A 21,081-nucleotide genomic window follows, 5' to 3' on the forward strand; every position below is an offset into this window, starting at 1 on the left:
AATGCTCCTTTACGTCAGTGGGCAAATGTCCAATATGCCCGAACATAACTTCCCCGCCTTCTTCGAGGCTGAGCGCCAGCTGGTCGCGGCCGGCTACGAGGTGCTGAACCCGGCGCAGCAAGGCATCATCGACGGCTGGGAGTGGAAAGACTACCTGAAGCATGACCTTCAGGACGTCCTGAAGGCTGACGGCATCGCCACCCTTCGCGGCTGGCGGAAAAGCCGTGGCGCTCGCCTCGAAGTCCACGTTGGCACGCAGCTCGGGCTGACCGTACAGACCGTGGCATGCTGGGCGCGGATGGCCGAGTTGGCGGTGCCGGCATGAAGCGCATCTGGTTCCTCCGCAATGGCAACCACCTGTGCGAAGGGCTTGCCGGGCAGGCCAGCGACGAGTACGGCCACAAGACGTACTTCCTACGCGTGCCGTTCGGTGTGGTCGTGCTTCAGGGCAAGGCGTACACCTTCGACGAGATCCTAGCCGAAGAAGACGGCGACTTCCTGATGGCCGAATCGTTGTGGCGCGAGTTCGACAGCTGCCGGCGGATGGACGGCCTGGCCGCGATGTCGAAGTGGGCTGTCGTCGACGGCGACCTGCTCGAGCCGTGGCCGACCGAAGAGATCGCCCGCGACGAACTGCAACACTTCTATAGCGAGAACGCCAGGCTGCTGCGATGGGAAGACGAATTCGGCTGGGTGGACGCCGGTGTCTGAACCACTGCCAGCCATCGAATACCCGTGCGCGCATTGCGGCACCGAAACCGGCTCCGACGTCATGACGTGGTGCAGCGCCAAATGTCAGCAGGCTTGGCGGGTGGCGCAGGAGGTAATCCGCATCCGCGAAAACCTGGCGAAGTCGAAGGAGGTCTCGACGTGATCCCAGATCTGTTCGCCGGACCCGGCGGATGGGACGTCGGCGCTCGCCTGGCTGGTTACCGCGGCGACATCTTCGGCATCGACATCAGCGAAGACGCCTGCGCCACTGCCAGGGCGGCAGGGCATCACCGCGTGCTGGCCGACGTGACGACGTACCCACTCGAAGAGTTCGATGGCTGCGACGGTCTGATCAACTCGGCGCCCTGTCCCGACTGGACGGTAGCTGGCAACGGTCTCGGCATGAACGGCAGGTCCGGCCCGCTGATTCTCCAGGGGTTGCGATGGGCACTGGCGCTACGACCGCGATGGACTGCCTGGGAATGCACGCCGGATCGACCGGTCTTGATGCAGTACAACCAGGACGCCGAAGTGCTGCGAGCCAACGGCTACAGCGTCTGGGTCGGGGTGCTCAACGCCTACGACTACGGCGTGCCGCAGACGCGACGACGTGCAATCCTGATCGCCCGACGGGATGGCGTGATTGCCGTGCAACCCGCGCCTATTGCGCGGCGAAGCATGGCCGACGCACTGGGCTGGTCAGGCGCCACGTTCGTATCGAACTACGGCACCGGCGGCAATGCCAAGAAGCGCGGTAAGCGCGGGATGCACGAACCGGCGTACACCATGACCGGGCGTTGTGGGCGGAACAAGTGGGAGTGGCCGGACGGCAGTCGTCGCAACCTCACGGTCGCCGAAGCTGGCATGTTGCAGGGCTTCCCTGCTGACTACCCGTGGCAGGGTGGCAGCACTTCACAGCAACAGCAAGTCGGTGACGCGGTTCCTCCGCCGCTGGCCGCGGCGATCCTCAAACCTCTTCTTACAAGCTGACGAGAAAGAAATCAGATGACTGACCTCTACCTGGTCGCCACCGCCGCTGGACTGCGAGACGTCTACCTCGACTCGGCCGCGGCGACCGAGTCTGCGAAGGCTGCCGGCGGCGTGGTCGCCATGGTTCCGATCACCGCCGACTACCGCCCGTCGCCGACGCCCGTCGTACAGACGACCCGGTCGTTCTGGGTGCACTACAACAGCGTCGTCAAACCGGGCGACACGGCGATCCTCGACGACGTTGCCAAGCGCCGGTTGTACGTCTTGATGAACACCTGGGACAACTGGATGACCGCCGAGCTGAAGAAGCGCAACCCGGCGCTCAAGTGTTTCGTCTACAAAGACTTGTCATCGACGCGGTCGTACGACACCAACCCGGTGGACCTGCTACCAGCCGGCGTCCGCTACGCCGACGCGCCCGACGCGTGGTTCCTGAAGGACTCAAGCGGCCGGCGCATCGAGTACTCCGGCTACCCGGGTCACTGGCTGATGGATGTCGGCAATGCCAGCTACCAGCAGGCGTGGGCGGCAAGCGTCCTCGCATCAGTCGTGAAGTACGGCTTCGATGGCGTGCTGATGGACAACGCGTTGTGGACGCGGACCGCCTACGGCGCCGCGACCGCCAAGTACGCCACCGACGCCGCGTTCCAGCAGGCGTACCAGTCGATGCTGGCCGCGATCAAGGCGAAATTCGCCGACTCCGGCAAGCTGCTGCTGGCCAACCTGACGGACGCTCGAGTTGCGGCTGGACGTTGGGAGTCATACCTGCAGTACCTCGACGGCGCTTTCGACGAGTGGTGGCTGACGTTCAGCGACACCAACCTGCTGTCGGAGTATGACGCCGGCTGGTCGCGAGTGGTCGGCGAGATCGAGAAGGCCGAGGCGGCCGGGAAGATCTGCCTGGTGCAGCCGCACTGCACACAGCGGGGGGCATGGCTGTACGCGTGGGCAAGCTATCTGATGGTCGCCGGCACGAAGGCCGCGATCGCCGAGATGGGGCAGACGGACGGCTACGGCCTGCCGACACCATGGCATCCAGAATACGACTGGAATCTCGGTGCGCCGCTCGGGCCGCGGGAGTCGGCCGGTACGAACCTGTGGCGCCGGCGGTTCGCGAACGGCGTGGCGATCGTCAACTGCAACCGCACCGGTTCGGCGGCTGTCAACGTGCAGCTTGGCTGGACGTATCGCGATAGTTCTGGTAATGCCGTGACGGCAATCACGCTGGCGGGAACGTCCGGGATCGTTCTGAAGTCTTCGTAGCCGCGTTTTCTGTCGGTACCCCTAGGTAGATTTGCGAGAAGAGGTGAAGTATGACCAAGCGGCGTGATCCTGAAGCTAGATTCTGGGAGAAAGTCGATAGATCCGGCGATTGCTGGCTATGGACGAAGACCACGAATCATGACGGGTACGGACGATTCTGGGTTGATCGCGTCGGCTACCTCGCGCACAGGTTCTCATACCAGCTTCGCCACGGCGAGATACCAAAGGGACTAGTGCTCGATCACCTATGCCGCGTGAGGACCTGCGTCAGGCCGGAACATCTTGAACCGAAGACGGACAGGGACAACATCCTTGCACCGGGGTCGCTGGCGCTGGCCAAGATCAATTCCGAGACGCCCGAGTGTCCGCGCGGTCATGCGCTGACGGAGCCGAACCTTATCCCGACGCAGCTCAAGAAGGGTAGCCGCGAGTGTCTCGCATGTAATAGAGCTCGCTCCTATTGCAGACGGCATCCCGAGGTGGAGCTCCTAAGTCTTTCACATCAGTATTACTCAAAAATCATGAGGGCGGCCGCGGCGTGAACTTCGACAGCTTCACCGCACCCGGCGACCATGCGGTCGTCGAACACATCAAGAGCACGATCTATCACGCGTACAACAACGCGCCGCGGAGTCTGCAAGAGGCGCCGGGGCCGTCGGAGCTGGGAGAGCCGTGCGCCCGCCGGCTGGCGTACAAGATCATGCGCGAGCCGAAGCTGACGAAGAACGACCCGCTGCCGTCGATCGTCGGTACTGCAGCCCATTCGTGGCTCGAGAACGCGTGTCAGATGTGGAACCAGCATGTCGGCCGCGAGGACTGGCTGACAGAGATGGAACTGCCGATCGCGCCTGGCATCACTGGCCACGGCGACGCCTACTTTTCGCCGCTACAAATCTGCCTGGACTGGAAGTTTCCCGGGACGGAACCGATGCGCGAGTACCGCAAGAACGGGCCGTCGCAGGTGTATCGAAATCAGATCCACTTATACGGGATGGGTTGGCGAGCTTTAGGTTATCCGGTCGACAAAGTCGGCATCGCGTTCTTCAGCCGTGGCGGTAACCTTGAAGGGCGCTACGGCCTGCACTTCTGGTGCGAAGACTACAACCCGAAAATCGCAGAAGACGCCCTGGCCAGGTACTACGCCATAACCGAACTCGCGATGACCCTCGACGTCGAAAACCACCCTGAGAACTACAAGCTGTTTCCGGCCAGCCCCGACAGCTGCCACCACTGCCCACAGCGTGTCGAGGGCTCGACGATCGGCCGCACCTGTCCGGGTATGCCAAAGCCGGCGAAGGAGAAGAAGACCGCATGACGTGCATTGTCGGAATCAAAGCAGGGGATGGCGACATCATCATCGGGGGCGACTCGGCCGGTGTCGGCGGCCTTGGCATTGAAACCAGGTCGGACACGAAGGTGTTCGAGAACGGCGCCTACCTGTTTGGGTACACGTCAAGCTTCCGAATGGGCCAGCTTCTTCGGTTCGCAGAGATGCCGGACGTGCCAGAAGGCGACCTCTACAGGTTCATGGTTATCGACTTCGTGGATCGCATCCGTCAGGTGTTCAAGGATGGCGGCTACGCTCGCAAAGATAACGACGTGGAGAAGGCGGGAACATTTCTCGTCGGCGTCAACGGGCGACTCTTCAAGATCATGGACGACTATCAGGTTGGCGAGCCGGCGAACGATTACACCGCTGTCGGCTGCGGCGACGACATAGCACTCGGCTCACTGCATTCGACAGCGAATTCCGACCTGGCTCCGGAGGAGCGAGTTTTCGCCGCACTTGAGGCGGCTGAGGAGTTCAGCGCTGGCGTCCGGCGACCGTTCGTCATTCGCAGGCTCACTCGGCAGTCGTCATGAAAGTCGAAGCGATCAAGGCGTACCTGCCGAACGGCTGCAAGCTCTGGCTGGGCTTCATCTGGCAGCTGCATCCGCGACTGTCGAGACATTACGCCTTCAGCCCGCGACTGGCGGCATGGGCGATGATCCGGGCGCACCGCGGCATCGAGAAGCCGCCGCCGCGGAAAGGCGGCCCCGTTGGCTAACTGCGGCATCTGCTACGGCGTCACCGTCGAAACCTGGCCGTCGCGGATGTTCCCGGACGACAGGATCTGCGAGTCGTGCAAAGACTACGAGGACTACTGGCTGTCGCTGACGCCGGCGCAGCAACGCGAAGAACACCGCATGGCAGATGAGTACGCAGAGGAGTGTGAGCGATGATCTACCGTGTCCGCGGATACGACGGCCGCAGAACCGCGCGCCTCCTGCCGTACTGGTCGCGAACCGCAGCGACCGACGCGCGTGACCGCATCAACGACTACTGCGTACGCGTGTCCTTCGGCCGGGCGCACGGACCGGGCGGGGCGCTGGAGCTGCCGCAGTATCCGTACCACGTCGAGGTCCTGACACGTCGCGGCTGGCGGCACGACATCGACCTGGACGACGACCCGTATGGCACCGGCGAGTTCTTCCCGTCCGATCTCTGGGGCAAGCGGAGGCGTGATGCGTGAGAACCGCCTGTGGATCAATGACGCGCGACCGGTCGTCTTCCGCGCCGACTATCGCTTCCCCGATACGCCATGGATCGCGCACTGCCCGTGCACGCCGCGCCTCATCCGCTACGCCGACTGGCGCGAAGCCTACGACGACCTGCGCAGCCATGTAGAAGGGAAGCACCTGTGACCAACGAACAGCAGCTCAACGTCGACATCCGGCAGAAGCTACGTGACTACGCGCGGGAAGACGCCAAGGCTACCGTCCGGGTGTCCACTCGCAGCACGGCCGAGATCGTCGTCGGGCAGCGCGGCGAGATGGCGGGCAAAGTGTTCGTCGCCTTGCAGAATGTCCTCGACCGGCTGCCCGAGATCGAAGAAGTCAACGGCGTGCCACACGTCGCCGGGAAGATCCGCGACGAGATCGCGAAGGCGCTGGCATGACCGACTTCGACATCGACGCCTACGACCAGGCGCTCGCCGCGGCACACCAAAACCTGGCGACCGCAGGCGTCACCCTCGCCGCGCTGCGCCTGCTCTACAGCGAACCGATGGCCATCTCAACCCTGGCGACACGGCTGCAGCAGTCGTGGCCGGCGGAACACCTGGCGTCCACGTTGGCCGCGGCCGTCGCGAAACTGGAGGAAACGCGGTGAAGCACACGTATTTCACCGGCAGGGGCGACGACCACGACGACGTGGCCTACCTGCTGATCGCCAACCGGGAGTTTGTCGGCGCGGTATTCGACTACAGCCAGGCCATCGCCGAGGCGGAAGAGGTCAGCGCCAGAAACGGCTGGACCATAGGGATCGCGAAGCTGCCCCTGATCGAGATGATTCAGCCGGAGTCCGAGACGTGAAGCCCCGCGCCTTCGCCGACGGCATCTCGCAGGCGACGATCTACAATCATCTGCTATTCCACTACGGCCAATGCATGCTACTCCTGCATCTCGGCTACCGGGACGGCAACGACATGGACGCCGCCATGGTGCTTGGGCTTTATGTTCAAGAGCAGGCGTTGCAATGGCGGAAGCTGAGACTGAAAGCCAGGATCGCCGCGCAGAAAGCCAAGTCCGCCGACTCTATTGGCTCTGCGTCGCTCTGATCATCGCCTTCGGCGAGACCATCGCTGCGGCAGGAATTTGGATCTTTTGGAGGTGAATCATGCCCAAGCGAATACTGGTAACCGGTTCGCGACACTGGACGGACAAGGTCGCGATCGCAGACGCTCTGGATCGAGCGGTCGAAGATTTCGAGCGACCTGGCGTGCTCGACAAATCCAAGAAGCTCGACGGCATCTACATTCTCATACACGGCGACTGCGAAGGCGCAGACCGCATCGCGGCCGAGTACTGGCTAGGGCGGCCAGTCCAGGCATACCCGGCCAATTGGGCCGAGTTCGGCAAGGCGGCTGGCCCGATCCGCAACCAGCGCATGGTCAACCTCGGCGCTGACATCTGCCTGGCATTCCCGACAGCAGGCAGCCGAGGCACCTGGGACTGCGTGCGACGTGCACGCGAGGCGGGGATTCCCGTCGAGATCATCGAAGAATCGAAAGAGGTAACGAATGTCTGAGTCCGACGACCTGATCATGGGTGGCGGCGGCCGCAAGCTGCCGGCCCTGCAGCTGTCCGAGATCGGCGAGAAGGTGTCGGGTGTCATCACCCGTATCAGCGATCGCATCCAGATGAAGGAGCAGTCCGGGCCGCGCAAGGGGCAGCCGAAGTTCTGGCCCAACTCGAACGACCCGGTCATGCAGGTCGCCATCGAGATCAAGACCGATCTGCGCGACCCGCTGGTCGACGAAGACGACGGCTCCCGCACCTGGTGGGTCCGGCAGTCCTCCGACGCCCAGCGCGCACTTCGTGACGCCGTCAAGGCGGCAGGGCGATCTGGCACCGAAGTGGGCGCCACTGTCACCGTCGAGCTGATCGGCAAGGACACGTCGTTCTCGATTCCGAAGCACTTGCACCGGGTGGTGTACACGCCGCCGGGTGCGCAGGCCGCCAACGACCTCGTCATGGGCAGCCCGGTGCGGCAGGAAGCCCCGCCCGTGGCGGCGAACGTGTCGACCGTCGACATCAACAACCTGCCGCCGGAGGCGCTCGCGCTGATCGCGCAGATTCAGTCCGGCTCTGTGAAGCCGGCGGCCACTGACGGCCCGCCTTTTTGAGAATGATCATGGACAAGCTGTATCGCGTCGTCGACTGCGAGGGGCGGCCGGTGAAAACCGGCCAGCCCCGGCGCGAACGCACTTACCTCCGCAAGTCGACGGCGCAGGCGATCGCGACATCGTTGAACGACGAGTGCTATGACACTGAGCAGGGTCAGGTTCTCTGGCACGCGATGGCGCCGTACCGAGTGCAGATGACCGTGACCAACTGGCAGGAGATTTGATGCAAACGGCCGACTTGGTTACCGACTTTCACAGCATCTTCGGGTTGGCGGTCAATGCGCCGGACACTCAGGAGCTTCGCATCCTGCGACAGAACCTGATCGACGAGGAATCCGAGGAGGTCTGCAACGCGCTCGGCTGGAACGAACCGCTCGAAGACGTGGCGAAGGAGCTGGCCGATCTCGTCTACGTCGCCTACGGAACCGCGGTCAGCCTCGGCATCGACCTCGACGAAGCGATTCGCCGAGTCCACCGGTCCAACATGACGAAGCTCGGGCCGGACGGCGAGGTGCTTCGCCGCGACGACGGCAAGATCCTGAAGCCGCCGACATATCAGCCGCCCGACATGACGGGCGTCGTCCACGCTGGGAGGCGTTGATGGGCAATAGGAAGCAGGCATTCCGCGAACTCGAAGAGAACTTCGCCAATGCTCAGGCCGAGCTGGAGGCCGTCAAGTGGGAGCTGGCAGTTCAGATCGACGCAACAATCCAGAAGGCTGACGAGAACGAAGCGCTTCTGGAGCGGATCGTCGCCCTCGAAGAGGTCATCGTCGAGCAGTCATTCGCGCTTTTCGTCCGACCGTCCACGCCCGGCCATGTCACCGTTGGCCAAAAGCCGGGTGGCCGGGTCGTCGGATCGATCGACTACGACCAGGCCAAGTACTGCGGCGAGATCCGTTGAACACCTGCGGCGGCTGCGACTCCACATGGGCCAGCCTGAACTACGCACACTGCGCCGCAACGGACTGCCATCGTACCTTCAGCGGCATCGGTTACTTCGACCTGCACCGTCGTGGCGGGGTGTGCGCCGACCCGGCAGGCATCACTCGCGAGGACGGCAAGGCGGTGCTGCGGCTGGACGACCGTGGCATCTGGGTCGGCGCGGAGAAGCGGCCGGCGTGGTGGGAAGACAAGGCTCCCGAGAAGGTAGGTAAGTCATGAAGCGAATCATTCCCCTGGCCATCGGTGGCATCGCGGCTGCGGTCGTGCTCAGCGGCTGCACCAGCGCCGCGGACCAGGCCAACGAGAACCTGAGCAAGGCGGCCGAGAACTTCGAGGTGCCGCGGCGGATCGTCGGCGTCAATGGGATCACCGACAAGGTGCTGTTCAGCGTCGAAGGGTTCTGCTCGATCGAGAACGACGGCCGCAAGCTGGACGTGATCTGCAAGGTGAGCCAGGACGGCGCGATCGAGCGGACCACGTTGGGCCTGAGCGACAACGTCACGTACGTGTCCACTCAGCTGGGCGGCAAGAAGGTGGATCTCTTCCGACCCCGGATCATCTTCCGCCCGGAGACCATCGTCCCCAACTTCGAGCTGAGCACCAGCAACTAAGGCGGCATAGATGGGCACCGATATCCACTGGCGCGTCGAGAAGCGGACCGCCGAAGGCTGGGTCCGCGCCGAGCCGCTGATCAAGAACGACTGGTTCGACAAGTTCGACGGCGAACCAGAGTTCAAGCACGAGGAGATCTTCAGCGACAGGAACTACTCACTCTTCGCCATGCTGGCCGATGTACGCAACGGTTACGGCTTCGCGGGCGTTGACCGCGGGGATCCGGTCACGCCGATCGATGAGCCGCGCGGACTGCCGGACGACGTCAGCGAAGCGTTGCGGGAAGAGTGCGAGGACTACGGTCACACGCCATCGTGGTTCACCCTGGCGGAGCTGGTCGCCGTGCCCTGGCATGACAACCAGATCACCCTTCGCGGCTGGGTCGGCCCGAAGTCACTCCACCGGTTCGACAAATGGGGAACTCTTCCCGATAGCTGGTCTGGCAGCGTCAGCGGAGAGAACGTTCGGCACGTCTCGAACGACGAGATGCGGCAGCTGATCGAAGACGGCACGGTCGACAAAAAGGTCGAAGAGCAGTGGGGCGATGGCACCCTGTCGTACTACACGCAGCTCGAGTGGACTATCCCGTGGGTTGACGCGATCGGAGACTTCCCGGCCACTCTGATTCGCATGACGAAGTTCGCGGCCGACGACGGGCTCGGACTCGACGACGTACGCGCGGTCTTCTGGTTCGACAGCTGACTTTCTTCGCACTCCCTGAAACGCGGCCGTCATCCGTGGCGGCCGCGTTTCCTTCCAACCTTCAGGAGACCTCATGCTTGACGTCGCGCTTGCCTGGCACGCCGCGGGTTGTTCCGTTGGCCGGGCAAGAATCGACGGCAGCAAAGCCCCGATGGGACTCTGGAAGCCGTATCAGTCGACTCGTGCAACCATAACAGAATTGCAAGCCTGGTTCAACGATGGGCACCCCGGAATCGGCATCTTCACTGGCGCCGTCAGTGGCGACCTGGAAATGTATGAGCTCGAGGGCCGAGCCATCCAGGAAGGCGTCCTCGAGAAGCTGACGGCCGAAGTACCGACCGACCTGTGGCAGCGCATCACGACCGGCTACCTCGAGGTGTCAGCCGGCGGTGGCATCCACGTCTTCTACCGCGTAGAAGGGGGCGTCGCTGGCAATACCAAGCTGGCGCAGCGGCCCGCTCGCGACGACGAACTCACCGACGATGAACGCCACCTGCTCGAAACGAAGGGCAAGCGCGCCGTCCGGGCGCTCATCGAGACCCGCGGCGAAGGCGGGTGGTGTGTCATCGCGCCATCCCACGGCCCCGTGCACCCGAACGGCAAAGCCTGGGCGACCGCCTGCAAGCCGGAGAACATCCCGACCATTACCGCGGCCGAACGCGACCTGCTGCATGCGATCAGCCGCTCGCTGGACCAGATGCCGCCCCCGGCGCCGATCCCCGAACGCAAGCCCGCCGCGACCGTCACGACCTCGCCGGGAGACCTCACGCCAGGGGAAGACTTCTGCATTCGCGGAGATTGGCGGGAGCTGCTCGAACCCCACGGCTGGACCGTCGCCTACGTCCGGGGCAATTCCACCTACTGGACGCGACCAGGCAAGTCGCTTGGCGTGTCGGCGGTCACCGGGGGCGACCAGGGTGACTTCATGTACGTCTACACGACGTCGTCCGAGCTGCCGTCGGAAGCGGCGATGGCGAAGTGGCGCGTGTACGCCTACCTCGAGCACGGCGGCGACTTCTCGGCCGCGGCGGCTGAGCTGCGGCGGTTGGGGTACGGCACCGACAGGCCATTGTCGCAGAGCCATGCTGACGCCTTCGACGGCATCTTCGGGGTGACGACACCCGACCTGGTGTCGCGGCCCGCAGAGGCGGCCATCGCAACCCAGGAATCGGCATTCAAGGAAGTCGCCGAAACGCCACCCGCCGGCTCTGCCGACGGCGCCGGAGCCGAAGGCGAAGCGGCGCCTGGAGGCAAGTTCCTCGCCCGTCTCTACAGTCGTAACGCCCTGCGCAACCTGCCGCGGCCCGAACCGCTCATCGAAGACACGTTGGACCTCGGCACCGTCGCCATGCTGTTCGGCTACTGGGGCAGCATGAAGTCGTTCGTCGCCCTCGACTGGGCGGGCAGCATCGCAACCGGGCGCGCGTGGCAGGGGCGCAAAGTTTGCCGGCCTGGGCGGGTGCTCTACATCGCCGCGGAAGGGGCGCACGGCCTCAACGGACGCCTCGAGGCGTGGGAACAAGGCTGGCAGACGCCTATCGAAGACGACCGACTGTCCGTCCTGGGTGCCGCGCCAAGCCTTGGTAACCGGTCCGACGTCGCCGAGGTCTGCGCGCTCGTGGCGGCCGAGGGCTTCACGGCGGTCGTGGTCGACACCTTCGCCAAGTGCATCACCGGCATGGACGAAAACAGCAGCCGCGACATCGGCGTCGCAGTCGAAAGCCTCTACCGCATTCAGGCGGCCACCAATGGCGGCAGCGTCGTCGCCGTCCATCACACCGGCAAGGATCGCGTGACGTCGCGGGGGAGTAGCGCCCTCGAGGCCGGCGTCGACACCGCCTACCTGTCGGAGAAGATCGCCGAAGGGTCGATGCGGCTCGAGCGGACCAAGCGCAAAGACGGCGCGACGTTCGACGAACTACACCTGCAGTTGTCACCTGTCGACTACACCGAGTCGTGCGTCCTCGAGCTGCAAAGCGGCAGCAATGACGCCGGCCTCGAGCGACAGATGGCAGAGATCATGACCGTGTATCGCGAATGCTTCTCGAATACTGGCTGCTCCAAGAAGGAACTACTTGCCGCAACCATGATGCCCGAGCCGCATTTCTGGCGTGGATTCAACGCGCTTTTGGAGTCGGGGCAGCTCAATGACGTCGGCACCGCGGCGCGGCCGCACTACAAGGAGTGATACGTGACGCGACGACGCAATACAGATAACAGCAGCGACGAGCCGCCTTACAAGTTCACCTGGATATCGGCCCTGCTGCGCTGCCGGAAGCTCACCGGCTGGCAGTTAGTGGTCGGGGTGAAGCTCGGCCTGATGGGCACGAACGGTCCGAAGTCGGCGACCACCTACGCCGGCGTCGAGAAGCTCAGCGAGTTCTTCGGCGGCCGGAAGCCGTCGAGCATCTCCGCATGGCGTGGCGCACTGGTCCAAGCCGGCTGGCTGACCGATAGCGGAGAGCGACGTTATCGAACCATTCTGTACAAGCTGACAGTGCCGCAATGCGACTGTGTCGGGTGCTCCACGGAGCCGTCAGAGGCCGAAAACGGGCGCCCGCGTGACGCCAAAGGCAAGTTCTTGCCGAGCTGAGATACCCACGCCATGGGTAAGTGAAGTACCCACGCTATGGGCTAGTCAGGTACCCACGCCAGGGGCACATCTATACGTGAATACGAAGAGAAACGAGTATGAACGTAGAGACCTGGCGGCGAAGTAGACGCAACCGTGACCGCCTCTCGTCGAACCGCGCTGGCGCGCTCTCTCCGATCGACTCAATCATGACAGATATGAAAGCAGGTGTAAGCCGGGATGACTGACGACATCACCCGCAAGCTGATCGAGGCCGCCGAAGCGGTTATCCCTTGCGACCCGAACGACGGGACGCTGCCGGTGTTCTTCGACTGTGCGTGCGTCGACGAGAGCGAAAGCCGCATCGCCCACTGGACGCCGGTGGAACGGGTCGCCCGTGCCGCCGTAACCGCGGTGCTGCGAGAACTGGCGCACGCGCTCGGCGATGAAGCCTACGAGATGGCCACGGCTGGCGAGGAATCGCCGCGGTCCGACGACTACCGGGAAGGCCACTACGTCGGCTGGATGCGCGCTGTCGACAAGGTGGCCCGCCGCTACACGGCCTTGGCCGACGAGATCGAGCGGCAGCCATGACCGGCCAGCACTTCGTCGACCGCAAGCCGAAGTCGGAGCCCTGCCCCCGCTGCGGCCGGCTGCAGCTGATCGGGATAGATGAAGGATGTCCGTACCGGGTGTGCCCGACGCCGCTGACGCCGGAGGCAGAGCTGGCAGCGTTGATGCAGGGCCGGCGCAGCTACTCGATCAGCGGCGACTTCCTGCACTACCGCGACAGCTTTCGGATGCGAGGCGACGCCCGAGGCCGCCCGACTGTGATCGCCACCCATCTCTGCCACGCGCCGATCCGGCCGCAGGATTTCGACCCCCGCGAAACAGCCACGCGGGAAGTCGTCCGGATTCTGGCCTTGGCATCACGTGCCATCGAAAGCGAGCCGGTTATGTCGGTCGCGGAAAATAACGCGTTGTTTGCGGTGGCGGAAGGGCTTAACGGGCTTGTCATCCGGCAGGATCCTGCCCCCTTTTAGGGAATGGCGACACGGCGTCAGGCGTTAACACTTCAACAGCACTCTAGGGGTTACAAATGCGTATCTTTGCTTGGGGCTTCATAGGTCTCGCCGTCGTTCTGCCCCCTCGTGTTCGCCGCGAGCGGCGACAAGGTCTACGCCGCCGGATCGCTGGCCGACATCGGCATCAGTCTCGGCCTGTCGGCGCACGCCAGGATCGACGGCAAGCGATGAGTCGTCGAGCTCATATCTCAGTGAGGGGTATTCCCGACGGATACGACCTGTCCGGCTGGCGCCACGTCATCGCGGTCGAAACCAACGGCGCGCACTGGCCGATGGTGATCGCCCAGTCACCGGGCCGCGCCGAGATCGTCCGAGCCGCCTTGCAGGCATACGCCGACGTAGACCCTGACGGTCTCGTCACCGCGATCTACGACGTGATGGGGGAGCGAGCATGAGCGACATCATCAAGCCCGCTACTGTGCGCGAAGTCGGCCGCTACGAAGCCTTCGTCGGCCCTGACAGGATCGGCCGGTACGTCGAGGCGACCGCGACCGTACGCCTCGGCGGCTTCAACCACGAGCTGCAGACAGGCGCCCTGCTGCGACCCGGCGTCGAGGTCGCGCCGCGGCTCGTTCAAGGCGACCGCGGCGAGTGGTACCTCAGCCTTGTCGACTCCGCGGGCCAGGTGATCGCCGCGACAGTCCAGGCCGCCCCGCCGCGGGAGATCGAGCCCGAGCCGGCGGAGGACGACTTCGATTACGACTACGGCTGGGGTGAGGACGTATGACCGGCGTCCGTCGGTGCCGGGACTGCGTCGCCGACGGCGTGGCCACGCTCCGGCCTACACCGCACCCGGGACCGCGCTGCGTCAGCCACTGGCGCAAGGTCGTCGCCGTCCGCAAGGCCGCCAACCACGACCGTCGCGTCCAGATGGTCTACGGCCTCGGCGAAGGCGACTACGAGCGCCTGCTTGCGGCTCAAGGCGGAGTGTGCGCCGGCTGTGGCCCGGAAAGCGGTCGTAACGGCCGGTCGAAGCGGCTGGCAGTGGATCACAACCACGAGACCGGCGAGGTTCGCGGACTCCTCTGCTCCGAAGACAACCGCCTCCTTGGGCGACTCCGCGACAACCCGGCGCCGCTGCTGCGGCTTGCCGCCTATCTCGTCGACCCGCCAGCGCGAAAGGTGCTGAGACCGAATGACAACCCCTAACCGTGCGGCCATGCCGCATTGCGATCAGCGGATCCTTCACGCACCCGGCGAGTGCGTCTACTGCGACGGCTATCCAGACTGGCAGGAGCTGCGCCGCATGTGGGGCATCGACTTCACCGGCCACCACACGCCCGGGAAGTTGCCATGCCCGGCCGACTACCACCGCCCGGCTGGATCGCCATCAGATCATCGCACCTGGGACGGCAACGTCGCGCGAAAGCCGGGTGACGTCCGATGACCGACTTCGCCAGCGTGTCCGGCGTCCATTCGCCCGAGGTGTGCGCCGGTAGCGCGTGCTGCATCCACAACCCGAGCGACCACCACATGGCCGACTGGCCGCAGGTGTGGCGCAACGACCGCTACCTGATGGAGCGGCTGTGTCCACACGGCATCGGCCACCCCGACCCTGACCATCTCGCACACATGCGGTCGACGGCGCCTGACGCTGCTGACGGCCAAGGTGTGCACGGCTGCGACGGCTGCTGCTTCCGTCCTGATGGTCAGATCATTCAGCAGCTAGTAGCCGCTGGCGACGCAGACGAGTCGGGCTTCAACGACGTCGAGGTCATCACCGTCACCCGCGACGACCTCCTCGCCCGACGGCAGGAGCTGCTGGACCGCCTCGGCCTGACCCTCGACGACCTCAAGCCCGGCGAGCACGACCCGCAGCCGCCTACCGGCACGATCGTCGAGGACGGTCAGCAGCGGCATTGGGAGCGCTGCGGCGACATCTGGCGTGGCGACGGTGACGACCAGACGTCGTGGCTGCAGCTGACGTCGCCGGAGATGGCACCGGTGCGGATCATCCAGCATGTTCGGGAGGTGGCGTGAGCGACGAAGACGGCGAGATGTTCGACCACTACATGCGCGCCCTCGATGAGATCTACCGGCTTCGTCGGATCCTGGCGCACCAGGCTCGCGTGACGGAGGTGCATCTCGACTTCAAGACGTTTCCTAAGTCGAGGCGGGACGTCGCCTTGCGGCAGGTCGAGCAGGCAAGGCTGAGCGCGACTGGTCACAGTGAGCAGATCATCGCCGAGATCAACCCGCGTTCGCTTGAAGACCTCGGCCTTCCGCGAGGGCTTAGCCGAGGGCAGTGGGAAGCGGGCCTGCGATGACCGGAATGCTCGCCGGGCTGCACGACGACGTCCGGCTCGCCGTGGCCGCCCTGGTCGACCCGGTCACCATCACGCTGCCTCGCGAGGGTGGCGGCTGGGTGCAGGGCACCAACGACTGCCTGATCGACCAGCTGACCGAAGCTATCGGTGTCGGCTTGGAGCGTGGCGGCGGCCGGCGTACAGGCGGCCCCGGTCTGCCAATCTGTGTCGCCGCGGTCGACCTTTACGCCGAGGCGTTCGACGCGTTCCGGGCGCCCGGCTTCACGTTGAAGCAGAGCATCGCGGCCATCCCGGATCACCTGATCGGCAACGAAGACGTGCCGTCGCTGTCGCGCGGGCTGCAGATGCTGAAGAAGCTGCGTGCCGATATCGAGTCGCTGTTTGCGCCGGTCGCAAAGGTGGCACTCAAGGGCGCGTGTCCCGAATGTGGCGTCAGTTATGTGGAACGAGTTGACGAGCTTCAGGAGACGGTCAAGGTGCCGGTTCTTTCGGTCGACGCGGTCAACGGGGCGTCGTGCCGCAATTGCGACATGGTGTGGCCGACGTCACTACTGGAAACATTTGCTGCGCTATTGACAGGATCTGATTAATCAGTCAAGCTTAGGGGGCTTGCGATAGCCATGAGAAAAATCAGGCTGGGTTGAGCCGCCGGACTAAGCGAGCGGGCTCCCCTTTGAAGCGCAGGCGTCTCGCGTAGGAGTGCCGCGAGACGCCTGCGCTTCTTTCACTCCGATTCACTCCATTAGCACTCTGAAGGGCGTTGACCCATGACGCTTGCCGAAAGACTCCACGAAGCCAGCCAGCCGACAGCCAAGCAGTGCCGCCTCGGCATCCTGCTCGGTCAGCTGAGCGACGACGACCGAGCCACCCTGACTGCGGCCCTCGAAGACCGCGTCGGCTACACGTCAGCCCTTCTGGTTCGCGTCCTTCGCGACGAAGGCCATGTCGTCAGTGCGACCACCGTCAAGCTGCACCGCGTAGGCGGGTGCAGCTGTGGGGCTTAGCGATCGGCTCGCGGCCGCCGAACAGCCGCTCCGCCCGCGCCAGGACGTCCCGAAGGGCTGGGAGCCTGGCCGAGTTCAGGTCAGGGATGGTCAGCCGGTCGAGGCGACGCTCAGGATCAAGCCTGACGCTACCGAGCTCGCTTGGCGCGAAGAGATCAAACGAATCTGCGGCCAGGAAGTCCCTGAGCACCGTGAAGTCGTCCTTACCGACGTTCGCGAGTGGGGCGACCGCGAATCGCCACAGATCTACTGCAAGTTCGTCATCCGCGACCGCGAAGGCGCCGCCAACCAGCTTGACGTCGAAGAGATCGTCAAGCTGGTCAGGAAGACACGCCCCGCGAAGAAGCCGAAGACGACCGAGCCGAAGGCTCTGGTCGTCGCCTGGGCAGATCTCCAGGTCGGCAAGGTGGACAATCGCGGAGGAACCCCAGAGCTCATCGAGCGCGTCTTTGCCAAGCTTGACGCGCTCGATGAATACGCGAGGAAAGCCAACTGCGAGTCGGCTTACCTCGTCGACGTCGGAGATTGCGTCGAATCGCAAGAGCAGACCGCTTCCCAAGCTTTCGTCAACGACTTAAGTTTCCCGGAACAGCTACGGGTAGCGCGGCGTCTCTTCACCGAGGCATGTCTCCGACTGGCCAAGCGGCATGAGCGGGTCGTGGCTGCTGGTATCCCCAGCAACCACGCTCGCTGGCGCCGCGGCAAGGACTCGCTTGGCCGGCCCGGCGACGACTTCGGTATCGAGATCATCACCGACGTGGCCGACGCCTTCAAGCTGAACCCCGAAGCATTCGGCCACGTCGAGTTCAAGGTGCCCGATGTCTGGGAAGAGGTTCTCGCCCTTGACGTCTACGGAACAATCCTGGCGGTTGCTCACGGCCACCAGGTCAACCGGCCTGACGGCATCCCGCAGTGGTGGGCCAATCAGGTCCACGGTGGCCAGCCCGGCGCTGACGCTGACATCCTGCTGACTGGCCACTTCCATCACCTGCGGGTGCAGCCGACCGGGAGGTCGGCGCACACCGGGCGTTCGAAGTGGTGGCTACAGGCCCCTACGCTGGATAACGGGTCGACCTGGTATAGGCACCGTTCTGGCACCGATAGCGATCCTGGCCTCCTGGTATTCACGGTCGACTCGAATGGCTGGGACAACCTGAAGGTGCTCTAGCGCAAAGAGGAAGCCCGGCGGCGACTGCAATCGCCCCGGGCCTTGGCCGACTGTTGCGGAGTCGACGTGAACAGCATATCACAAGAGTGCGCATTCGAGGCTTGCGAGCGACCAGCAAAGGCGCGCGGCCACTGCTCCGGACATTATCAGCAGCTCAACCGCGGCATTGAATTGGTCCCCCTTAAGTCGATCAACAAGGGGCGCACTTGCTTAAGCGAAGCCTGCGGTAGGGCTGCCAGGAAGCGCGGCTTCTGCGATGGCCATTACATCCAATGGTCTAAAGGCTCCGAGCTGAGGCCGCTGCGCCGTCACGCACCACGTCGGAAGACGTCGCCCGCAACCCGGGATTGCGGCGGCAATAAGCAATGTAGAAGCTGCTCCGAGTGGCTGCCAGTTACTGCCTTTGGCGCGGCGCCGCGCACCTCCGATCGGCTCAGCGGCAGCTGTAAAGCATGCACGAGTGAACGAATCACCGCCGGGCGCTACGGCATGTCGGTCGAGGCTCTCCGCTCGTTGCGCGCGAAGCAGGGCGACTCTTGCGCGATATGTGCAAGATCGGATGGCGCCCTGGTGGTTGATCACGACCATTCGTGCTGTCCCGGCTCAAAGACCTGCGGCAAGTGCGTGCGAAAACTCCTGTGCGCCAGCTGCAACTCTGGCCTGGGATTCTTTTTTGACAATCCGACGACTCTTCGTCTCGCAGCCAGCTACATCGAGGAACTCCAAGCCGTCGAAAGGCGGTGATCATGGCCGATCAAGATCCTTTCGCAGCCCTGCTACCTGACGGAGCAGTCAGCCTCGGTTTCGTCGCGAGTATCAAGGCGCTCGACGCGCAAGGTCGCGTCTCGCTCTACCACCTGCGCTCCGACGAGCTGACCGCCTGGGAAGCCCTTGGCGCCCTGGTGTCCGCCGCTGATGACCTCCGTGACCATCTGCGCGGCCTGGATGCGAGCGGGGAAGACGATGACTGACGTCGATGCCATCCTCGCGTCGCTTGGCCCCCATCTGGATGACCCGGGCGACGACCGCTGGGGCGGCGCCAGTTTCGCGCCTTGCGGCCCTGGTTGCCCTCTTGGTGGCCCGGAGCTGCGTCGTCAGCTCGGCTGGATGAACGGCCTCGACGCCTACCTCGACGACCAGGCCATCGCCGATGAGACGCCCTGACGTCGCCTGGGCGGCATGGCTGACCGCCGTCCTGGCTTCCTTCGCCGCCCTCGAGGTCCCGGCGCTCATCCGCGGCCGTCGCGATCCCGGCAAGGGCAACGGCACCTTGACTTTCTGGCTGCGTGGCGTCCTCGGCACCCGAGACAAGCGGAGACGTCGATGGCTGCTTGGTCCCGCCTTTGGCGTCTTCTGCGCCTGGCTCGCCGGCCACATCCTCGGAGGCTGGTGGAACTGGTGAGCTCCCCTGAGGCTGTTCCGCCGGTCCGCCCGGTGCCGATAGACGCGGAAGCCCTGCGCGTGGCTGTACGGGCCGCTGAGGATGGCATAGATGTCGCCCTCGAGACCGACGACCGGGCCGAGTTCGCGGAGCTTGCCGACTGGCGGCGCCAGCTGCTCGCGGCGCTACACCTGCTCGAATCCGAAGACGGCGATTGAAACGTTTCGTGTTGACCTTGACACATGACGAAGCCCCGGCTACGGCCGGGGCTTGTCGGTCAGCGGCAGCCCGCCAGGAAGCGGTCAGCTGCCCGGCGGTTCAGGACCGCCTGGATGTCGCGGGCGGTACGGCTGGCCGTGGCGATCGTGTCGGACCGGTCCATGCCGTCGTAGACCGGCGTGTGGGCGACCGGGTTGGAGTCGGCCCAGGCGAAGCGCTGCACCGCGATCAGCTGGTCGTCGGTCATCCGGTCGGTCCGGCTGGTCGGGTAAAGCTGGTGCGCGGTGGCCATTTCGTCCTCCTCGGTTTCTGTGATGCCTTAAGGCTAGCCGGCTGCTAGCCACCCTGTCAACACCTATCTCAGGGTGCCGACACAAAGAAGCCCCGACCCTTTCGGGGCCGGGGCTCTCGGGCTACTTGATCCCTCTGGCCTCGAGGGCTTCGTCGATCCGCCAGAGCCAGTTGAGGACGTCCGCGGTGTCGAGGCCGTATTTGGTGATCAGGTTGTTGTAGGTCTCGCGCTCTTCGAGGAGGGCTTCGGTGGTCATCGTGGCCGGCGTCCGCATTTCGTTCTCCCTTTGTCGCTCTTGCTGATATGTAAAGACTACGCCCGCCACGGCACCCTGTCAACACCTATCTCAGGGTGACTTCCTGTCGACTGAAAGGCCCGGGAATGACAGCACATAACTGGGCTCTCGACGAATTCGGCGAGCTCGACAACTTCGCCGGCTCGTGGGGCACCGACTGCCGCGGGCCGCAATGCGACGACTGCCACGCCGTGGTGTGTGTGGTGCACGCCGACGACGAAGAGGCCCTGGCCGACAAGCTGTTCGCCAACGACTGCGGGAGGCAGCGATGAAGACCCGACTCGCCAGCCTTGCCTGCTGGTCGTACTCCAAGGCGATCGACTGGCCGGCGAGCAGGAGCAACCCGTCGCCGGACAGCCTGACGCTTGGGAGCACGTCGTCTGTGTTGAGCGGGAGGGTGCATGAGGCTGATCAGATACCGCGTTGCGGATCCTGGTTACCGCGTTCTCCTGAACCGCGTTGGCGGCAAGACCATCGGCGTGGCGATGGTACTCGGTCGGCACTGCTACTCGTGGATGTGGCGGCAGCCATAGCCTATGCCCTACGCCGACGACGCTAGCCTAGGCCGCTCAGGCTATCGCTGGCGCCAGCTACAGCTGCAGGTGTACGCGGAGGAGCGCCTGTGCTGGCTGTGCGGTCAGCCAGTCGACCAGCGGCTAGACCCACGACACCGGATGTCCAAGACGGTGGATCACCTGGTGCAGCTGCAGCATGGTGGTCCACCGTTGGTGCGCAGCGGTTGCCGCTTGGCACACAGGGCGTGCAACTCGACTAGGTCCAACAGGCTGCGCAACCTTGCCATCGAGGACTGCGCGTGCAGCGATGGCCGGCCGTGCGCCAGGCTCAGCCCGCACTACCCACGTGGCTACGTCGCAGTCGATCCACGCTCGGTGTGACTGTGCGTCATCG

Annotated in this window: 44 protein-coding genes; 42 read left to right on the plus strand and 2 right to left on the minus strand. The window is 64.4% G+C overall.

The genetic code is table 11. From position 1 onward, the window contains the following. The first annotated feature begins 1 nt into the window (after position 1). The 40 genes from CCN39_RS28220 (at position 2) to CCN39_RS49565 (ending at position 19,584) form a co-directional block, all read left to right on the plus strand. The gene (locus tag CCN39_RS28220; RefSeq protein WP_086846967.1) at positions 2 to 325 is read left to right on the plus strand and encodes a DUF4406 domain-containing protein; all 324 of its coding nucleotides are present in this window, start codon (positions 2 to 4) and stop codon (positions 323 to 325) included. Continuing rightward, positions 322 to 711 (plus strand): hypothetical protein, encoded by a 390-nt coding sequence (locus CCN39_RS28225; protein ID WP_086846969.1) that lies wholly within the window; start codon positions 322 to 324, stop codon positions 709 to 711. Before CCN39_RS28220 ends, CCN39_RS28225 begins: the two co-directional genes overlap by 4 nt. Beyond that, positions 704 to 874 carry a hypothetical protein gene (locus CCN39_RS50790; RefSeq protein ID WP_167455202.1) on the plus strand — a complete coding sequence of 57 codons (171 nt, stop codon included), beginning with the start codon at positions 704 to 706 and terminating at the stop codon, positions 872 to 874. The genes CCN39_RS28225 and CCN39_RS50790 overlap by 8 nt, the downstream gene beginning before the upstream one ends. Beyond that, positions 871 to 1,701, plus strand: coding sequence for a DNA cytosine methyltransferase (locus CCN39_RS28230; RefSeq protein ID WP_244211044.1), 831 nt, complete (start codon positions 871 to 873; stop codon positions 1,699 to 1,701). Before CCN39_RS50790 ends, CCN39_RS28230 begins: the two co-directional genes overlap by 4 nt. Positions 1,702 to 1,716: 15 nt before the next feature. After that, positions 1,717 to 2,964 (plus strand): putative glycoside hydrolase, encoded by a 1,248-nt coding sequence (locus CCN39_RS28235; RefSeq protein WP_086846971.1) that lies wholly within the window; start codon positions 1,717 to 1,719, stop codon positions 2,962 to 2,964. Positions 2,965 to 3,014: 50 nt separating this feature from the next. Then, on the plus strand, positions 3,015 to 3,506 hold the full coding sequence (locus CCN39_RS52935) for an HNH endonuclease signature motif containing protein (RefSeq protein ID WP_086846973.1): 492 nt from the start codon (positions 3,015 to 3,017) through the stop codon (positions 3,504 to 3,506). Further along, positions 3,503 to 4,279 carry a hypothetical protein gene (locus CCN39_RS28245; protein WP_086846975.1) on the plus strand — a complete coding sequence of 259 codons (777 nt, stop codon included), beginning with the start codon at positions 3,503 to 3,505 and terminating at the stop codon, positions 4,277 to 4,279. Before CCN39_RS52935 ends, CCN39_RS28245 begins: the two co-directional genes overlap by 4 nt. Further along, entirely contained in the window at positions 4,276 to 4,827 is a 552-nt protein-coding gene (locus CCN39_RS28250; RefSeq protein ID WP_086846977.1) for a hypothetical protein, read from the plus strand. The genes CCN39_RS28245 and CCN39_RS28250 overlap by 4 nt, the downstream gene beginning before the upstream one ends. After that, a complete protein-coding gene (locus CCN39_RS28255) occupies positions 4,824 to 5,012 on the plus strand; it encodes a hypothetical protein (protein WP_086846979.1) in 189 nt (62 codons plus the stop codon). The genes CCN39_RS28250 and CCN39_RS28255 overlap by 4 nt, the downstream gene beginning before the upstream one ends. A 171-nt stretch (positions 5,013 to 5,183) precedes the next feature. Continuing rightward, positions 5,184 to 5,477, plus strand: coding sequence for a hypothetical protein (locus CCN39_RS28260; protein ID WP_086846981.1), 294 nt, complete (start codon positions 5,184 to 5,186; stop codon positions 5,475 to 5,477). Continuing rightward, on the plus strand, positions 5,470 to 5,649 hold the full coding sequence (locus CCN39_RS28265; protein WP_086846982.1) for a hypothetical protein: 180 nt from the start codon (positions 5,470 to 5,472) through the stop codon (positions 5,647 to 5,649). The genes CCN39_RS28260 and CCN39_RS28265 overlap by 8 nt, the downstream gene beginning before the upstream one ends. Further along, entirely contained in the window at positions 5,646 to 5,903 is a 258-nt protein-coding gene (locus CCN39_RS28270) for a hypothetical protein (protein WP_086846984.1), read from the plus strand. Before CCN39_RS28265 ends, CCN39_RS28270 begins: the two co-directional genes overlap by 4 nt. Beyond that, on the plus strand, positions 5,900 to 6,115 hold the full coding sequence (locus CCN39_RS28275; protein ID WP_086846986.1) for a hypothetical protein: 216 nt from the start codon (positions 5,900 to 5,902) through the stop codon (positions 6,113 to 6,115). The genes CCN39_RS28270 and CCN39_RS28275 overlap by 4 nt, the downstream gene beginning before the upstream one ends. Continuing rightward, positions 6,112 to 6,318, plus strand: coding sequence for a hypothetical protein (locus CCN39_RS28280; RefSeq protein ID WP_086846988.1), 207 nt, complete (start codon positions 6,112 to 6,114; stop codon positions 6,316 to 6,318). The genes CCN39_RS28275 and CCN39_RS28280 overlap by 4 nt, the downstream gene beginning before the upstream one ends. After that, positions 6,315 to 6,563, plus strand: coding sequence for a hypothetical protein (locus CCN39_RS28285; RefSeq protein WP_086846991.1), 249 nt, complete (start codon positions 6,315 to 6,317; stop codon positions 6,561 to 6,563). Before CCN39_RS28280 ends, CCN39_RS28285 begins: the two co-directional genes overlap by 4 nt. Positions 6,564 to 6,622: 59 nt before the next feature. Beyond that, positions 6,623 to 7,033 (plus strand): SLOG family protein, encoded by a 411-nt coding sequence (locus CCN39_RS28290; RefSeq protein WP_086846993.1) that lies wholly within the window; start codon positions 6,623 to 6,625, stop codon positions 7,031 to 7,033. Then, complete coding sequence (locus CCN39_RS28295) at positions 7,026 to 7,631, plus strand: hypothetical protein (protein ID WP_086846994.1); 606 nt, start codon at positions 7,026 to 7,028, stop codon at positions 7,629 to 7,631. Before CCN39_RS28290 ends, CCN39_RS28295 begins: the two co-directional genes overlap by 8 nt. Before the next feature lie 2 nt (positions 7,632 to 7,633). After that, entirely contained in the window at positions 7,634 to 7,855 is a 222-nt protein-coding gene (locus CCN39_RS28300; protein WP_086846996.1) for a hypothetical protein, read from the plus strand. Further along, on the plus strand, positions 7,855 to 8,232 hold the full coding sequence (locus CCN39_RS28305; protein ID WP_086846998.1) for a pyrophosphohydrolase domain-containing protein: 378 nt from the start codon (positions 7,855 to 7,857) through the stop codon (positions 8,230 to 8,232). The genes CCN39_RS28300 and CCN39_RS28305 overlap by 1 nt, the downstream gene beginning before the upstream one ends. Further along, complete coding sequence (locus CCN39_RS28310) at positions 8,232 to 8,534, plus strand: hypothetical protein (protein WP_086847001.1); 303 nt, start codon at positions 8,232 to 8,234, stop codon at positions 8,532 to 8,534. Before CCN39_RS28305 ends, CCN39_RS28310 begins: the two co-directional genes overlap by 1 nt. Further along, the gene (locus CCN39_RS49550; protein ID WP_208630415.1) at positions 8,531 to 8,794 is read left to right on the plus strand and encodes an FDXHR family putative zinc-binding protein; all 264 of its coding nucleotides are present in this window, start codon (positions 8,531 to 8,533) and stop codon (positions 8,792 to 8,794) included. The genes CCN39_RS28310 and CCN39_RS49550 overlap by 4 nt, the downstream gene beginning before the upstream one ends. Beyond that, positions 8,791 to 9,186 (plus strand): beta-sandwich lipoprotein, encoded by a 396-nt coding sequence (locus CCN39_RS28315; protein WP_086847003.1) that lies wholly within the window; start codon positions 8,791 to 8,793, stop codon positions 9,184 to 9,186. The genes CCN39_RS49550 and CCN39_RS28315 overlap by 4 nt, the downstream gene beginning before the upstream one ends. Positions 9,187 to 9,196: 10 nt before the next feature. After that, positions 9,197 to 9,889, plus strand: coding sequence for a hypothetical protein (locus CCN39_RS28320; protein ID WP_086847005.1), 693 nt, complete (start codon positions 9,197 to 9,199; stop codon positions 9,887 to 9,889). A gap of 73 nt (positions 9,890 to 9,962) precedes the next feature. Then, entirely contained in the window at positions 9,963 to 12,077 is a 2,115-nt protein-coding gene (locus tag CCN39_RS28325) for an AAA family ATPase (protein ID WP_086847007.1), read from the plus strand. A gap of 3 nt (positions 12,078 to 12,080) precedes the next feature. Beyond that, complete coding sequence (locus CCN39_RS49555) at positions 12,081 to 12,482, plus strand: hypothetical protein (RefSeq protein WP_143264180.1); 402 nt, start codon at positions 12,081 to 12,083, stop codon at positions 12,480 to 12,482. A 219-nt stretch (positions 12,483 to 12,701) separates the two neighbouring features. Next, positions 12,702 to 13,055 (plus strand): hypothetical protein, encoded by a 354-nt coding sequence (locus CCN39_RS28330; RefSeq protein WP_086847011.1) that lies wholly within the window; start codon positions 12,702 to 12,704, stop codon positions 13,053 to 13,055. Continuing rightward, positions 13,052 to 13,504 carry a hypothetical protein gene (locus CCN39_RS28335; protein ID WP_086847012.1) on the plus strand — a complete coding sequence of 151 codons (453 nt, stop codon included), beginning with the start codon at positions 13,052 to 13,054 and terminating at the stop codon, positions 13,502 to 13,504. Before CCN39_RS28330 ends, CCN39_RS28335 begins: the two co-directional genes overlap by 4 nt. Positions 13,505 to 13,737: 233 nt before the next feature. After that, a complete protein-coding gene (locus CCN39_RS28340) occupies positions 13,738 to 13,941 on the plus strand; it encodes a hypothetical protein (protein ID WP_086847014.1) in 204 nt (67 codons plus the stop codon). Beyond that, positions 13,938 to 14,273, plus strand: coding sequence for a hypothetical protein (locus CCN39_RS28345; RefSeq protein ID WP_086847016.1), 336 nt, complete (start codon positions 13,938 to 13,940; stop codon positions 14,271 to 14,273). Before CCN39_RS28340 ends, CCN39_RS28345 begins: the two co-directional genes overlap by 4 nt. Beyond that, on the plus strand, positions 14,270 to 14,695 hold the full coding sequence (locus tag CCN39_RS28350; RefSeq protein ID WP_086847018.1) for an endonuclease VII domain-containing protein: 426 nt from the start codon (positions 14,270 to 14,272) through the stop codon (positions 14,693 to 14,695). Before CCN39_RS28345 ends, CCN39_RS28350 begins: the two co-directional genes overlap by 4 nt. A 234-nt stretch (positions 14,696 to 14,929) precedes the next feature. Next, positions 14,930 to 15,526: a hypothetical protein gene (locus CCN39_RS28355; RefSeq protein WP_086847020.1), complete on the plus strand. Its 597-nt coding sequence runs from the start codon at positions 14,930 to 14,932 to the stop codon at positions 15,524 to 15,526. Continuing rightward, on the plus strand, positions 15,523 to 15,813 hold the full coding sequence (locus CCN39_RS28360; protein ID WP_086847022.1) for a hypothetical protein: 291 nt from the start codon (positions 15,523 to 15,525) through the stop codon (positions 15,811 to 15,813). The genes CCN39_RS28355 and CCN39_RS28360 overlap by 4 nt, the downstream gene beginning before the upstream one ends. Beyond that, positions 15,810 to 16,403: a DUF7340 domain-containing protein gene (locus tag CCN39_RS28365; protein ID WP_143264181.1), complete on the plus strand. Its 594-nt coding sequence runs from the start codon at positions 15,810 to 15,812 to the stop codon at positions 16,401 to 16,403. Before CCN39_RS28360 ends, CCN39_RS28365 begins: the two co-directional genes overlap by 4 nt. Positions 16,404 to 16,580: 177 nt before the next feature. After that, on the plus strand, positions 16,581 to 16,817 hold the full coding sequence (locus CCN39_RS50275) for a hypothetical protein (RefSeq protein ID WP_086847026.1): 237 nt from the start codon (positions 16,581 to 16,583) through the stop codon (positions 16,815 to 16,817). After that, a complete protein-coding gene (locus CCN39_RS28375; protein ID WP_086847028.1) occupies positions 16,807 to 17,985 on the plus strand; it encodes a hypothetical protein in 1,179 nt (392 codons plus the stop codon). The genes CCN39_RS50275 and CCN39_RS28375 overlap by 11 nt, the downstream gene beginning before the upstream one ends. Before the next feature lie 489 nt (positions 17,986 to 18,474). Further along, a complete protein-coding gene (locus CCN39_RS52940; protein WP_086847030.1) occupies positions 18,475 to 18,729 on the plus strand; it encodes an endonuclease domain-containing protein in 255 nt (84 codons plus the stop codon). A 2-nt stretch (positions 18,730 to 18,731) separates the two neighbouring features. Further along, positions 18,732 to 18,956: a hypothetical protein gene (locus CCN39_RS28385; RefSeq protein ID WP_143264182.1), complete on the plus strand. Its 225-nt coding sequence runs from the start codon at positions 18,732 to 18,734 to the stop codon at positions 18,954 to 18,956. After that, positions 18,949 to 19,149 (plus strand): hypothetical protein, encoded by a 201-nt coding sequence (locus CCN39_RS28390; RefSeq protein WP_086847034.1) that lies wholly within the window; start codon positions 18,949 to 18,951, stop codon positions 19,147 to 19,149. Before CCN39_RS28385 ends, CCN39_RS28390 begins: the two co-directional genes overlap by 8 nt. Continuing rightward, a complete protein-coding gene (locus CCN39_RS49560; protein WP_143264183.1) occupies positions 19,136 to 19,387 on the plus strand; it encodes a hypothetical protein in 252 nt (83 codons plus the stop codon). Before CCN39_RS28390 ends, CCN39_RS49560 begins: the two co-directional genes overlap by 14 nt. After that, a complete protein-coding gene (locus CCN39_RS49565; RefSeq protein ID WP_143264184.1) occupies positions 19,375 to 19,584 on the plus strand; it encodes a hypothetical protein in 210 nt (69 codons plus the stop codon). Before CCN39_RS49560 ends, CCN39_RS49565 begins: the two co-directional genes overlap by 13 nt. A 59-nt stretch (positions 19,585 to 19,643) precedes the next feature. On the opposite strand, the gene CCN39_RS28395 is transcribed toward CCN39_RS49565, so the two are convergent. Both CCN39_RS28395 and CCN39_RS50280 read right to left on the minus strand, forming a co-directional pair. Next, positions 19,644 to 19,877, minus strand: a complete 234-nt coding sequence (locus tag CCN39_RS28395; protein WP_086847036.1) for a hypothetical protein — start codon at positions 19,875 to 19,877, stop codon at positions 19,644 to 19,646. Between the two features lie 121 nt (positions 19,878 to 19,998). Next, the gene (locus tag CCN39_RS50280; RefSeq protein WP_158104555.1) at positions 19,999 to 20,151 is read right to left on the minus strand and encodes a hypothetical protein; all 153 of its coding nucleotides are present in this window, start codon (positions 20,149 to 20,151) and stop codon (positions 19,999 to 20,001) included. 107 nt (positions 20,152 to 20,258) lie between these two features. Here CCN39_RS50280 and CCN39_RS28400 point away from each other — a divergent pair, with 107 nt between their 5' ends. After that, on the plus strand, positions 20,259 to 20,444 hold the full coding sequence (locus CCN39_RS28400; RefSeq protein ID WP_086847038.1) for a hypothetical protein: 186 nt from the start codon (positions 20,259 to 20,261) through the stop codon (positions 20,442 to 20,444). Between the two features lie 264 nt (positions 20,445 to 20,708). Then, a complete protein-coding gene (locus CCN39_RS52945; protein WP_086847040.1) occupies positions 20,709 to 21,068 on the plus strand; it encodes an HNH endonuclease in 360 nt (119 codons plus the stop codon). The last annotated feature ends 13 nt before the right edge of the window (positions 21,069 to 21,081 follow it).

Origin of the sequence: Amycolatopsis kentuckyensis, from assembly GCF_002155975.1 — a bacterium.
In the GTDB taxonomy this organism is placed as follows: domain Bacteria; phylum Actinomycetota; class Actinomycetes; order Mycobacteriales; family Pseudonocardiaceae; genus Amycolatopsis; species Amycolatopsis kentuckyensis.